The sequence below is a fragment of the Serratia nematodiphila DZ0503SBS1 genome, assembly GCF_000738675.1.
GTDB lineage: Bacteria > Pseudomonadota > Gammaproteobacteria > Enterobacterales > Enterobacteriaceae > Serratia > Serratia nematodiphila.
The window spans coordinates 2,541,167-2,554,175 of record NZ_JPUX01000001.1; the positions used below are offsets into that span (position 1 = coordinate 2,541,167).

Sequence of the window (13,009 nt, forward strand, 5' to 3'; positions counted from 1 at the left end):
GCGCTGCGCCCCAGGCGATTACTGATGGTAGCCTTCAAGGAAGCGGCCCAGCTTGCCGACCGCCATTTCCAGCTCGTCTACGCGCGGCAGGGTGACGATACGCACGTGATCCGGGTAGGGCCAGTTGAATGCGGTCCCCTGCACCAGCAGCACTTTTTCCTGCAGCAGCAGATCCAGCACCAGTTTCTGGTCGTCATGGATATTGAAGCGTTTGGCATCGATGCGCGGGAACATATACAGCGCGCCCTGCGGCTTCACGCATGAGACGCCCGGAATGTCGTTGAGCAGTTCCCAGGTGCGGTTGCGCTGTTCGTACAGACGGCCGCCGGGCTGAATGAATTCGCTGATGCTTTGATAACCGCCCAGCGCGGTCTGAATGGCGTGCTGCATCGGCACGTTGGCGCACAGGCGCATCGAAGCCAGCATCTCCAGCCCTTCGATATAGCCTTTGGCGTGCTTCTTCGGCCCGTTCAGCACCATCCAGCCTTGACGGAAGCCCGCCACGCGGTAGGTTTTCGACAGGCCGTTGAAGGTCACGGTCAACAGATCCGGCGCCAGCGCAGCGATCGAATGATGCTCCGCTTCGTCATACAGGATCTTGTCGTAGATTTCGTCGGCGAAGATGATCAGGTTGTGTTGGCGGGCGATCTCGACGATCTGCTCCAGCAGCGCTTTGCTGTACACCGCGCCGGTCGGGTTGTTCGGGTTGATGATCACGATGCCGCGGGTGCGCGGGGTGATCTTGCTGATGATGTCGTCCAGATCCGGGAACCAGCCGGCCTGCTCATCGCACAGGTAATGTACGGCCTTGCCGCCGGACAGCGAGACCGCGGCGGTCCACAGCGGATAGTCCGGCGCCGGCACCAGCATTTCGTCGCCGCTGTTGAGCAGCGCCTGCATGGATTGAACGATCAGCTCGGAGACGCCGTTGCCAATGTAGATATCCTCAACGGTCACGTCACGCATGTTGCGCGCCTGATAGTGCTGCATGATCGCTTTACGCGCCGAGAAGAGGCCCTTGGAGTCGGAGTAACCTTGCGCCGTGGGCAGATTGCGGATCACGTCGACCAGGATTTCGTCCGGGGCGTCGAAGCCGAACGGGGCAGGGTTGCCGATGTTCAGTTTCAGGACTTTGTTGCCTTCTTCTTCAAGACGTTTAGCTTCTTTAAGCACCGGGCCGCGAATGTCATAGCAGACGTTGTCCAGTTTGCTGGATTTCTCAATGGGGGACATAAAAAGTTGAGCCTTTTGCTGGGATAGGGGCGCTCCTACCGTGGGACGCCGCAACCCGCCCAATGTACTCCTGGCGTAGTTGCTTTTGAAGGGTTTTGCACGCCTTTGGTGCAAATGCATGTCGTAACGGGGGATTTTAGTTATGATAAGCAAAGGTAAAGTTATTTTGTGGTTCATAATTTCATGAACTATAATTTTACTAGGGTTTTGTTCTGTGAAATTGCGTGTCGATAAACGAGACGTGCCGGCGATCGCGGCCGGTAGCAGTGAAATGATAAGCCGAAAGTGAGAATGGGCTTCAATAAACTGTAAAGGAACGATAATACCGGAGTTGTCTGATAGCGGGTTGCCGGTTAGCGCACCACACTAAGAAAATGGCATATTTACATTAGCTTTACTTTATATTTCAGCTTAAGCATTGTTTATGTGGTTATAGGATTATTATTTAAAGTAAAAATCTTACTGATTGAATTTATTAAATTCATTGAGTGATAACACGAAGTTGGTGCCGTTAATTATTTATTTTTCTTACTCTGTAATGCAGTCTGAACGCCGGTTGATAAGGATTCTCAGTAGCACGAATGGAGTGGAAATTAGGCGGTATCAATGAGTAAAATCTCAGGTTCGGTGGGGGTTTTCCCTTTCCACCGGTATTCAGTCTCCCGCGTTCTATAAGCACCATCGATAGATCGCATTTTAAAAGGCGATAGAGGTAACGAATCATAAGTAATTTTTTTGCCCTCCACTTATGAGTGGGGTACTGTCATAACAGGCTCCGTCCTTTTCAACGGCGTCTGAGAAACACACCAGGGTAGTAGTTCGTAAATTAGAATTTAAAAAAGTGAAGAATACACTATGACAACTGCAAATCGTCCGATACTTAATCTCGACCTCGATCTGCTAAGAACCTTTGTTGCGGTTGCTGATTTGAATACCTTCGCGGCGGCGGCTGTTGCCGTTTGCCGTACGCAATCAGCCGTCAGCCAACAAATGCAGCGATTAGAGCAACTGGTCGGCAAAGAACTGTTTGCCCGCCATGGGCGCAACAAACTCCTGACTGAGCATGGTATTCAGCTTCTCGGTTATGCCAGGAAGATCCTGCGCTTTAACGACGAAGCCTGTACCTCGCTGATGTACAACAATATTAAAGGTGTTCTGACCATCGGCGCTTCCGACGACACCGCCGATACCATTCTGCCTTTCCTGTTGAACCGTGTGACCGCCATCTATCCGAAGCTGGCCATTGACGTGCGCGTAAAGCGCAGCACGACGATGGTCGATCTGCTGGAAGAGGGTGAGATCGATCTGGCGGTGACCACGGCCGATCCGGCCGGGCACCCGCACATCGTGCTGCGCACGTCGCCGACGCTGTGGTACTGCGCTGCCGATTACCACTATCAGGCCGGCGAACCTATCCCGCTGGTGGTGATGGATGAACCAAGCCCGTTCCGCGCGCTGGCGATCAAACAGTTGGACGAAGCCGGTATCCCGTGGCGTATCGCCTACGTCGCCTCCACGCTGTCTGCGGTGCGGGCGGCCTGTAAGGCCGGCCTGGGCGTGACCGCGCGGCCGATCGAGATGATGAGCCCCGATCTGCGGGTGCTGGGCGCGGTGGAAGGTTTGCCGCCGCTGCCGGATACCCAGTATGCGCTGTGCAAAAACGCGCAGTGCAGCAACGAACTGGCAATGGCCATCTTCAGCGCGATGCAGGGCGGCAATGACGGCTATGGCTTCAACGGCGCGGAAGCCGGTCTCCAGGGCGATCAGGATGATGCCAGCCTGGTGGACGAAGAAGAATAACGCCGCGGCGTGATATCTGATGAAAAACCTCTGCTTCGGCGGAGGTTTTTTTTGGCCGTTTTTTAATGATTTCTACTGTTATAGAGGTTTAAGTGTGATTTTGTTATGAGTTTCCTGTTTTATTAACTTTTAAGCGTTGCTGAAAAGAGAATTTGACCGGGTTTAAGATGCTGGGTTTATTTTTTGAACAATAAGATTGAATGAGTTAAAGGCATGGTAATAGCAGGGTTATTTTGTTAGCTTATGGCGGCCGTTTTTGCGGCTTAATTTGAGGAAAATTGTTAAAGGGCCACACTTTTTTTGAGGATTTATGCTGAAAACGTGTCCTGGATCAAAAAAATACCCCTAGGTAGTGAGTGGAAGAACAGGGAATTCCTGAGACAATGGTATAGTAAAACTGAAATGTGCATGTTGGTTTATATCTATCTGTTTCTACACAAAAATTAACTGACACGATTTAGCCTGTCCCTGGCGCATCAAATGTTAATCAAATGATACGTATGTAAACTAGTGTGTAGATACTTTTGTCAAAGTTGACAAAAGGTTATAGAAAGGAGTAAAAAGCCCACAGAAAAACGCTGCCTAACTCGCTGTAAAAGCAGTTTGTTTGTGTGGTTATTTATCCTTCCCTTAAATCGATGTGGCGCACTAACTGCCGGTGACAAGAGCAGTGCGATCGACGCCACTTTTGATGAGTAAGCATAGAGTATGTCAACAACCACTGAAGTTATCGCTCATCACTGGGCGCTCGCCGTATTTCTCGTCGTGGCTATCGGGCTTTGCGGCTTAATGCTGCTGGGTGCGTTCTTCTTGGGCGGGAGAGCCCGGGCGCGCGCCAAACACACCCCGTTTGAATCAGGCATCGACTCGGTCGGCACGGCGCGCATGCGCTTGTCCGCCAAGTTTTACCTGGTGGCCATGTTCTTCGTTATTTTCGACGTTGAAGCCTTATACCTGTATGCCTGGTCGGTCTCGATTCGCGAGAGCGGCTGGGTGGGCTTTATCGAAGCCGCCATTTTCATTTTGGTGCTATTGGCCGGTCTGGTTTATCTGGTGCGCATCGGCGCGTTGGATTGGACTCCGGCGCGTTCCCAACGCCGCAGCAAACCGAGCACGATCACTAACACCAACAGTCATCCGCAGTAACAGCGAGGCATTAAGATGGACTATACGCTCACCCGCATAGACCCGAACGGTGAGAACGACCGTTATCCCCTGCAAAAACAGGAGATCGTCGCCGATCCCCTGGAACAACAGGTTCACCGCACGGTTTACATGGGTAAACTCGAACATGCGCTGCATGACATGGTGAACTGGGGGCGTAAAAACTCTATTTGGCCGTATAACTTCGGCCTTTCGTGCTGTTACGTGGAGATGGTGACGTCGTTTACCGCCGTTCACGACGTGGCGCGTTTCGGTGCGGAAGTGTTGCGCGCCTCCCCGCGTCAGGCTGACCTGATGGTGGTGGCCGGCACCTGCTTCACCAAGATGGCTCCGGTCATCCAGCGCCTGTACGAGCAGATGCTGGAACCGAAATGGGTGATTTCGATGGGCGCCTGCGCCAACTCCGGCGGCATGTACGACATCTATTCCGTGGTGCAGGGCGTGGACAAGTTCCTGCCGGTCGACGTGTACATTCCCGGCTGCCCACCGCGTCCGGAAGCCTACATGCAAGCGCTGATGCTGTTGCAGGAATCCATCGGCAAAGAACGTCGCCCGCTGTCGTGGGTTGTCGGCGATCAGGGCGTCTACCGCGCCAATATGCAGTCTGAAAGAGAGCGTAAACACGGCGAGCGCATCGCGGTGACCAACCTCCGGACGCCTGACGAGATTTAAGACGTTCATTTAACGTCCATCTTAGTGCGCTATTGGTTAACACAGCGAAAAGTGAAACTTGCGGCGAATAACCCTTTAGTGTGGTGAAAAAAAATTATGACAGATTTGACGACGCACGACGCCTTGCCTGCCTGGCAGACCCGAGATCACCTTGACGACCCGGTGATCGGCGAACTGCGCAACCGTTTTGGGCCGGAAGCCTTTACTGTTCAGGCCACCCGCACCGGCATGCCCGTGGTATGGGTTAAACCTGACCAGTTACTGGAAGTAATGACGTTCCTGAGAAAACAGCCGAAGCCGTATGTCATGCTGTTCGATCTGCATGGCGTGGACGAACGTCTTCGCACCCACCGCGACGGCCTGCCCGCTGCGGATTTCTCCGTTTTCTACCATCTGATCTCCATCGAGCGCAACCGCGACATCATGCTGAAGGTGGCGCTGTCTGAAAAAGACCTGCACGTGCCGACGGCGACCAAGGTGTTCCCGAACGCCAACTGGTACGAGCGCGAAACCTGGGAAATGTTCGGCATCACCTTCGACGGCCACCCGCACCTGTCGCGCATCATGATGCCGCAGACCTGGGAAGGGCACCCGCTGCGTAAGGACTACCCGGCGCGCGCCACCGAATTCGATCCTTTCGTGCTGACCAAGCAGAAAGAAGATCTGGAGATGGAAGCGCTGACCTTCAAGCCGGAAGACTGGGGCATGAAGCGCGGCACCGAGAACGAAGACTTCATGTTCCTCAACCTCGGCCCGAACCACCCGTCCGCGCACGGTGCGTTCCGCATCATTCTGCAGCTGGACGGCGAAGAGATCGTCGACTGCGTGCCGGATATCGGCTATCACCACCGCGGCGCCGAGAAGATGGGCGAGCGTCAATCCTGGCACAGCTACATTCCGTACACCGACCGCATCGAGTACCTCGGCGGCTGCGTGAACGAAATGCCTTACGTGCTAGCGGTCGAGAAACTGGCCGGCATCAAGGTGCCTGAGCGCGTCGACACCATCCGCGTGATGCTGTCCGAACTGTTCCGCATCAACAGCCACCTGCTGTACATCTCCACCTTCATTCAGGACGTCGGCGCGATGACTCCGGTGTTCTTCGCCTTTACCGACCGTCAGAAGATCTACGATCTGGTGGAAGCGATCACCGGTTTCCGTATGCACCCGGCCTGGTTCCGCATCGGCGGCGTCGCGCACGATCTGCCGCGCGGCTGGGATCGCCTGCTGCGTGAATTCCTCGACTGGATGCCGAAACGTCTGGACTCCTACGTGAAAGCGGCGCTGAAGAACAGTATCCTGAAAGGCCGCTCCATCGGCGTCGCGTCTTACAACGCCAAAGAAGCGCTGGAGTGGGGCGTGACCGGCGCCGGCCTGCGCGCGACCGGCGTTGAGTTCGACGTGCGTAAATGGCGTCCGTATTCCGGCTACGAGAACTTCGACTTCGAAGTGCCGGTCGGCGACGGCACCAGCGACTGCTACACCCGCGTGATGCTGAAGGTGGAAGAGCTGCGCCAGAGCCTGCGCATCCTCGAACAGTGCCTGAACAACATGCCGGAAGGCCCGTTCAAGGCCGATCACCCGCTGACCACGCCGCCGCCGAAAGAGCGCACGCTGCAGCACATTGAAACGCTGATCACCCACTTCCTGCAGGTTTCCTGGGGCCCGGTGATGCCAGCCAACGAATCATTCCAGATGATTGAAGCCACCAAAGGGATCAACAGCTACTACCTGACCAGCGACGGCAGCACCATGAGCTATCGCACCCGGGTACGTACGCCGAGCTTTGCGCACCTGCAGCAGATCCCATCGGTCATCCGTGGCAGCCTGGTTTCCGACCTGATCGTCTATCTGGGTAGTATCGATTTTGTAATGTCAGATGTGGACCGCTAACTATGCATGATCAAAAAGACAATCACGCAGTCAATGATGCGCTCGAGCCCATCAACGCAGCCGCTCCTCAGAGCGGCGTTGATGCATTTGTACTGAGCGCGGAAGAACGTGATGCGATCGAGCACGAAAAGCACCATTACGAGGATCCGCGCGCCGCTTCCATCGAAGCACTGAAAATTGTGCAGAAGCAGCGCGGTTGGGTTCCGGACGGTGCGATTTACGCCATCGCGGAAGTGCTGGGCATCCCCGCCAGCGACGTAGAAGGCGTGGCCACGTTCTACAGCCAGATTTTCCGTCAGCCAGTAGGACGTCACGTGATCCGTTATTGTGACAGCGTTGTTTGTCACATCACCGGTTACCAGGGCATTCAGGCCGCTATCGAGAAGAAGCTGAACATCAAGCCGGGTCAAACCACCTTTGATGGCCGCTTCACGCTGTTGCCGACCTGCTGTCTGGGCAACTGCGATAAAGGGCCGACCATGATGATTGATGAGGACACTCACAGTCAGCTGAAGCCTGAAGATATCGAGACGCTACTGGAGCAGTATCAATGACCAAGCACATTGTACGCACTCCCGAAACGCATCCGCTGACCTGGCGTCTGCGCGATGACAAGCAGCCGCTGTGGCTGGACGAATACCGCAGCAAAAACGGCTATGCCGGTGCGGAAAAGGCCCTGAAGGGCCTGGCGCCCGACGAGATCGTCAGCCTGGTGAAAGATTCCGGGCTGAAGGGCCGCGGCGGCGCGGGCTTCTCCACCGGTTTGAAGTGGAGCCTGATGCCGAAGGACGAATCCATGAACATCCGTTACCTGCTGTGTAACGCCGATGAGATGGAACCGGGCACCTATAAAGACCGCCTGCTGATGGAACAGCTGCCGCACCTGTTGGTGGAAGGCATGCTGATCTCCGCGTTCGCGCTGAAAGCCTACCGTGGCTACATCTTCCTGCGCGGTGAGTACATCGAAGCGGCGGCCCATCTGCGTCGCGCCATCGCGGAAGCCACCGAAGCCGGCTATCTGGGCAAGAACATTCTCGGCACCGGGTTTGATTTCGAGCTGATCGTGCACACCGGCGCCGGCCGTTACATCTGCGGCGAAGAAACCGCGCTGATCAACTCGCTGGAAGGCCGCCGCGCCAACCCGCGCTCCAAGCCGCCATTCCCGGCCAGCGCCGGCGTGTGGGGCAAGCCGACCTGCGTCAACAACGTCGAAACGTTGTGCAACGTGCCGGCCATTCTGGCGAACGGCGTGGAGTGGTACACCGGCATCTCCGGCAGTGAAGACAAAGGCACCAAGCTGATGGGCTTCTCCGGCCGGGTGAAAAATCCGGGCGTCTGGGAGCTGCCGTTCGGCACCACCGCGCGTGAAATCCTGGAAGACTACGCCGGCGGCATGCGCGACGGTCTGCGCTTCAAAGCCTGGCAGCCGGGCGGCGCGGGCACCGACTTCCTGACCGCCGATCACCTCGACCTGCCGATGGAATACGGCGCGATCGGTAAAGCCGGCAGCCGTCTCGGCACCGCGCTGGCGATGGCGGTAGACCACGAAATCGGCATGGTGCCGCTGGTGCGCAACCTGGAAGAGTTCTTCGCCCGTGAGTCCTGCGGCTGGTGTACGCCATGCCGCGACGGCCTGCCGTGGAGCGTGAAGATCCTGCGTGCGTTGGAAAACGGCGAAGGGCAGCCGGGGGATATTGAAACCCTCGAACAGCTGTGCCGTTCCCTCGGCCCGGGCAAAACCTTCTGCGCCCACGCGCCAGGTGCCGTAGAGCCACTGCAAAGCGCGATTAAATATTTCCGTGAAGAGTTCGAGGCGGGTATCGCCGTGCAGCACTTCGGCAACGCCCATGCGATTGGCGGCATTCAGCCGAACAATCTGCTGAAGCAGCGCTGGTAAGCCGAATTCGCCCGAACACGGCCAGAATTTTTGATTAACGCCTGCCGCAAGGCAGGCCACTTGGAAGCATGCTGACTATGGCTACGATTCATGTAGACGGCAAAGAGTATGAGGTAGACGGGGCGGACAACCTGCTGCAGGCTTGTCTCTCCCTCGGCCTTGATATTCCTTACTTTTGCTGGCATCCGGCGCTGGGAAGCGTCGGCGCTTGCCGCCAATGTGCGGTAAAGCAATACCAAAACGCGGAAGATACGCGCGGCCGTTTGGTGATGTCCTGTATGACCCCGGCATCCGATGGCACCTTTATCTCTATCGATGACGGCGAAGCGAAGCAGTTCCGTGAAAGCGTGGTTGAGTGGTTGATGACCAACCACCCGCACGATTGCCCGGTGTGTGAGGAAGGCGGTAACTGTCACCTGCAGGATATGACGGTAATGACCGGCCACAGCTTCCGTCGCTACCGCTTCACCAAGCGCACCCACAACAATCAGGAACTGGGGCCGTTTATCTCGCACGAGATGAACCGCTGCATCGCCTGCTATCGCTGCGTGCGTTACTACAAAGACTATGCGGACGGCACCGACTTCGGCGTGTACGGCGCACACGACAACGTCTACTTCGGTCGCCCGGAAAGCGGCACGCTGGAAAGCGAGTTCTCCGGCAACCTGGTGGAAGTGTGCCCGACCGGCGTTTTCACCGACAAAACGCACTCCGAGCGTTACAACCGTAAATGGGACATGCAGTTCGCGCCGAGCATTTGCCAGCAGTGCAGCATCGGCTGTAACACCAGCCCGGGCGAGCGCTATGGTGAGCTGCGCCGTATCGAAAACCGTTACAACGGCAGCGTGAACCACTACTTCCTGTGCGACCGCGGCCGTTTCGGTTACGGCTACGTCAACCAGAAAGATCGTCCGCGTCAACCGCAGCAGCTGCGCGGCGACGACTGGATCACCCTGAACGCCGAGCAGGCGATGCAGGGCGCGGCGGACATCCTGCGTCAGGCGAAGAAAACCATCGGCATCGGCTCCCCGCGCGCCAGCCTGGAAAGCAACTTCGCACTGCGCGAGCTGGTCGGCGCCGAGAACTACTACACCGGTATCGCTCAGGCGGAGCAATCACGCCTGTCGCTGATGCTGAACGTGCTGAAAAACGGCGGCGTCCATACGCCGGCGCTGCGTGAGATCGAAGATTACGACGCGGTGCTGGTGCTGGGCGAAGACCTGACGCAAACCGGCGCGCGCATCGCGCTGTCCGTACGTCAGGCCGTCAAGGGCAAAGCCCGCGCGATGGCGGCGGCGCAACGCGTGGCCGACTGGCAGATCGCGGCGGTGCAGAATATCGGCCAACACGCCAAGTATCCGTTGTTCACCACCAACGTCGACAACACTCGTCTGGATGACATCGCCGCCTGGAACTACCGCGCGCCGGTAGACGAGCAGGCGCGCTTCGGCTTCGCCATCGCTCACGCGCTGGATAGCGCAGCGCCGGCGGTGAACGATCTGGCTGAAGGCCTGAACAAGAAAGTCGACATCATCGTGCAGGCGCTGACCGGCGCACGCAAACCGCTGATCGTGACCGGCAGCAACGCCGGCAGCGAAGCCATCATCGAAGCGGCGGCCAACATCGCCAAAGCGTTGAAGGGCCGCGGTTCCGACGTCGGCATCACCTTCGTGGCGGGCGCAGCCAACAGCATGGGCCTGGCGATGATCGGCGGCGGTTCGCTCGATCAGGCGCTGGAACAGCTGGCGAGCGGCGCAGCCGACACCGCCATCGTGATGGAAAACGATCTCTATCGCCATGCGCCGGCGGCGCAGGTGGACGCGGCGTTGGCCAAGGTCAATAACCTGATCGTCGCCGACCACCAGCGCACCGCGATCATGGACAAAGCCAATCTGATCCTCTCCTCGGCCAGCTTCGCCGAGAGCGACGGTACGCTGATCAACCAGGAAGGCCGCGCGCAGCGCTTCTTCCAGGTATACGATCCGGCTTACTACGACGACGCCAAGAAGAATCAGTTCACCGTGATGCTGGAAAGCTGGCGCTGGATGCACTCGCTGCACTCCACCTACACCAGCCGCCACGTGGACTGGACCCAGCTCGATGACGTGATCGCCGCTTGCGTCGCCGCGTTGCCGCAGCTGCAGGGCATCGTCGATGCCGCGCCGGACGCGACGTTCCGCATTCGCGGTCAGAAGCTGGCGCGTTCGCCGCACCGTTCCAGCGGCCGTACCGCCATGCGCGCCAACATCAGCGTGCACGAGCCGCGTCAGCCGCAGGATAAAGACACCATGTTCGCCTTCTCGATGGAAGGGAACAACAGCCCGCTGGCCGATCGTCAGCAGATCCCGTTCGCCTGGGCGCCAGGCTGGAACTCACCGCAGGCATGGAACAAGTTCCAGGCCGAAGTGGGCGGCAAACTGCGCCACGGCGATCCGGGCGTGCGACTGATCGAAGCGGGGGAGGGCAGCCTCGGTTACTTCGACCGCGTGCCTGCCGCGTTCAATCCGAACGACGGCTGGCGTGTCGCGCCTTACTACCACCTGTTCGGCAGCGATGAAATGTCGCAGCGCTCTCACGTGATCCAGCAGCGTATGCCGGAAGCCTACGTGATGGTCAACCCGGCCGATGCGGCGACGCTTGGCGTTAATGCGGGCAGCCTGGTGGAGTTCAGCTGCGCGGGCCAGACTCTGCGTCTGCCGGTGCGTCTGAGTGAAACCCTGACCCAGGGCCAGGTTGGTTTGCCGCTCGGCTTGCCAGGGATCCCGCCGATCTTGGTGGGTGCTAAGGTAGACAATCTGCGGGAGGCGGCACGATGAGCTGGTTTACCCCTGAGGTGATCGACATCTTGATCGCCATTCTTAAAGCGGTCGTGATCCTGTTGGTGGTCGTGGCGTGCGGGGCATTCATGAGCTTCGGCGAACGCCGCCTGCTCGGCCTGTTCCAGAACCGCTACGGACCGAACCGCGTAGGCTGGGGCGGCTCGCTGCAGCTGGTCGCCGACATGATCAAAATGTTCTTCAAGGAAGACTGGGTGCCGAGATTCTCCGACCGGGTGATCTTCACCCTGGCGCCGATGATCGCCTTTACTTCCCTGTTGCTGGCATTTGCCATCGTGCCGGTCAGCCCGACCTGGGCGGTGTCCGATCTCAACATCGGTATTCTGTTCTTCCTGATGATGGCCGGCCTGGCGGTGTACGCCGTGCTGTTCGCCGGCTGGTCGAGCAACAACAAATACTCGCTGTTGGGCGCGATGCGCGCCTCCGCGCAAACCCTGAGCTACGAAGTGTTCATCGGCCTGTCGCTGATGGGCGTGGTGATGCAGGCGGATTCGTTCAACATGCAGGCCATCGTTGAATCTCAGGCGCACGTCTGGAACGTCATTCCGCAGTTCTTCGGCTTCGTGACCTTCGCGATCGCCGGTGTGGCGGTGTGTCACCGTCACCCGTTTGACCAGCCGGAAGCAGAGCAGGAACTGGCCGACGGTTACCACATCGAATATTCCGGCATGAAGTTCGGTCTGTTCTTCGTGGGGGAATACATTGGTATCGTCACCGTGTCCGCCCTGATTGTGACGTTGTTCTTCGGCGGCTGGCAGGGTCCGTTCCTGCCGCCATTCATCTGGTTCGCGTTGAAAACGGCCTTCTTCATGATGATGTTCATCCTGATCCGCGCCGCGCTGCCGCGTCCGCGTTATGACCAGGTGATGTCCTTCGGCTGGAAAGTGTGCCTGCCGCTGACGCTGCTGAACCTGCTGGCAACCGCCGCGGTCATTTTGTACAACGCTCAATAAGGGGTGAATAAACCATGACATTGAAAGAGTTAGTGGTTGGTTTCGGCACCCAGATGCGCAGCATTTGGATGATTGGCATGCATGCCTTCGCCAAGCGCGAAACCCAGATGTATCCGGAAGAACCGGTGTACCTGCCGCCACGCTACCGCGGCCGCATCGTGCTGACGCGCGATCCGGACGGCGAAGAGCGCTGCGTCGCCTGTAACCTGTGTGCGGTTGCCTGCCCGGTCGGCTGTATCTCGCTGCAAAAGGCAGAACAGAAAGACGGCCGTTGGTATCCGGAGTTCTTCCGCATCAACTTCTCGCGCTGCATCTTCTGCGGCCTGTGCGAAGAGGCTTGCCCGACTACCGCTATCCAGCTGACGCCGGATTTCGAACTGGGCGAGTACAAGCGTCAGGATCTGGTGTACGAAAAAGAAGATCTGTTGATCTCGGGGCCGGGTAAATATCCGGAATATAACTTCTACCGGATGGCCGGTATGGCGATTGACGGCAAAGCCAAAGGCGAAGCCGAAAACGAAGCCAAACCGATCGACGTCAAAGGTCTGTTGCCCTAAGGA

The 13,009-nt window shown here is 57.7% G+C and carries 10 protein-coding genes; 9 read left to right on the forward strand and 1 reads right to left on the reverse strand.

What is annotated here, in order from left to right:
- Nucleotides 1-18: 18 nt before the first annotated feature.
- Nucleotides 19-1,233 carry a pyridoxal phosphate-dependent aminotransferase gene (locus tag JL05_RS11770; protein ID WP_004936047.1) on the reverse strand — a complete coding sequence of 405 codons (1,215 nt, stop codon included), beginning with the start codon at nucleotides 1,231-1,233 and terminating at the stop codon, nucleotides 19-21.
- A gap of 855 nt (nucleotides 1,234-2,088) precedes the next feature.
- Between JL05_RS11770 and lrhA the strand changes: the two genes are divergently transcribed.
- The 9 genes from lrhA to nuoI all read left to right on the forward strand — a co-directional run bounded on the left by lrhA (nucleotide 2,089) and on the right by nuoI (nucleotide 13,006).
- Nucleotides 2,089-3,033 (forward strand): transcriptional regulator LrhA, encoded by a 945-nt coding sequence (gene lrhA, locus JL05_RS11775; RefSeq protein WP_004936045.1) that lies wholly within the window; start codon nucleotides 2,089-2,091, stop codon nucleotides 3,031-3,033.
- 708 nt (nucleotides 3,034-3,741) lie between these two features.
- Nucleotides 3,742-4,179: an NADH-quinone oxidoreductase subunit NuoA gene (nuoA, locus tag JL05_RS11780; protein WP_004936040.1), complete on the forward strand. Its 438-nt coding sequence runs from the start codon at nucleotides 3,742-3,744 to the stop codon at nucleotides 4,177-4,179.
- Between the two features lie 15 nt (nucleotides 4,180-4,194).
- Nucleotides 4,195-4,869: a NuoB/complex I 20 kDa subunit family protein gene (locus JL05_RS11785; RefSeq protein ID WP_004936039.1), complete on the forward strand. Its 675-nt coding sequence runs from the start codon at nucleotides 4,195-4,197 to the stop codon at nucleotides 4,867-4,869.
- A gap of 96 nt (nucleotides 4,870-4,965) precedes the next feature.
- Nucleotides 4,966-6,762 carry an NADH-quinone oxidoreductase subunit C/D gene (nuoC, locus tag JL05_RS11790; RefSeq protein ID WP_004936036.1) on the forward strand — a complete coding sequence of 599 codons (1,797 nt, stop codon included), beginning with the start codon at nucleotides 4,966-4,968 and terminating at the stop codon, nucleotides 6,760-6,762.
- Nucleotides 6,763-6,764: 2 nt separating this feature from the next.
- On the forward strand, nucleotides 6,765-7,316 hold the full coding sequence (gene nuoE / locus JL05_RS11795) for an NADH-quinone oxidoreductase subunit NuoE (RefSeq protein WP_004936034.1): 552 nt from the start codon (nucleotides 6,765-6,767) through the stop codon (nucleotides 7,314-7,316).
- Nucleotides 7,313-8,659: an NADH-quinone oxidoreductase subunit NuoF gene (gene nuoF / locus JL05_RS11800; protein ID WP_004936030.1), complete on the forward strand. Its 1,347-nt coding sequence runs from the start codon at nucleotides 7,313-7,315 to the stop codon at nucleotides 8,657-8,659. The genes nuoE and nuoF overlap by 4 nt, the downstream gene beginning before the upstream one ends.
- Nucleotides 8,660-8,736: 77 nt before the next feature.
- Nucleotides 8,737-11,475, forward strand: a complete 2,739-nt coding sequence (nuoG, locus tag JL05_RS11805) for an NADH-quinone oxidoreductase subunit NuoG (protein WP_081877849.1) — start codon at nucleotides 8,737-8,739, stop codon at nucleotides 11,473-11,475.
- On the forward strand, nucleotides 11,472-12,449 hold the full coding sequence (gene nuoH, locus JL05_RS11810; RefSeq protein ID WP_004936022.1) for an NADH-quinone oxidoreductase subunit NuoH: 978 nt from the start codon (nucleotides 11,472-11,474) through the stop codon (nucleotides 12,447-12,449). The genes nuoG and nuoH overlap by 4 nt, the downstream gene beginning before the upstream one ends.
- 14 nt (nucleotides 12,450-12,463) lie before the next feature.
- Nucleotides 12,464-13,006 carry an NADH-quinone oxidoreductase subunit NuoI gene (nuoI, locus tag JL05_RS11815; RefSeq protein ID WP_004936019.1) on the forward strand — a complete coding sequence of 181 codons (543 nt, stop codon included), beginning with the start codon at nucleotides 12,464-12,466 and terminating at the stop codon, nucleotides 13,004-13,006.
- The last annotated feature ends 3 nt before the right edge of the window (nucleotides 13,007-13,009 follow it).

Excerpts from the sequence above, each read along its gene's own strand:
- nuoC (WP_004936036.1), top strand. The coding sequence starts at position 4,966 with ATGACAGATTTGACGACGCACGACGCCTTGCCTGCCTGGCAGACCCGA.
- nuoH (WP_004936022.1), top strand. The coding sequence starts at position 11,472 with ATGAGCTGGTTTACCCCTGAGGTGATCGACATCTTGATCGCCATTCTT.
- JL05_RS11785 (WP_004936039.1), top strand. The coding sequence starts at position 4,195 with ATGGACTATACGCTCACCCGCATAGACCCGAACGGTGAGAACGACCGT.
- nuoI (WP_004936019.1), top strand. The coding sequence starts at position 12,464 with ATGACATTGAAAGAGTTAGTGGTTGGTTTCGGCACCCAGATGCGCAGC.
- lrhA (WP_004936045.1), top strand. The coding sequence starts at position 2,089 with ATGACAACTGCAAATCGTCCGATACTTAATCTCGACCTCGATCTGCTA.
- nuoF (WP_004936030.1), top strand. The coding sequence starts at position 7,313 with ATGACCAAGCACATTGTACGCACTCCCGAAACGCATCCGCTGACCTGG.
- nuoA (WP_004936040.1), top strand. The coding sequence starts at position 3,742 with ATGTCAACAACCACTGAAGTTATCGCTCATCACTGGGCGCTCGCCGTA.
- nuoE (WP_004936034.1), top strand. The coding sequence starts at position 6,765 with ATGCATGATCAAAAAGACAATCACGCAGTCAATGATGCGCTCGAGCCC.
- JL05_RS11770 (WP_004936047.1), bottom strand. The coding sequence starts at position 1,233 with ATGTCCCCCATTGAGAAATCCAGCAAACTGGACAACGTCTGCTATGAC.
- nuoG (WP_081877849.1), top strand. The coding sequence starts at position 8,737 with ATGGCTACGATTCATGTAGACGGCAAAGAGTATGAGGTAGACGGGGCG.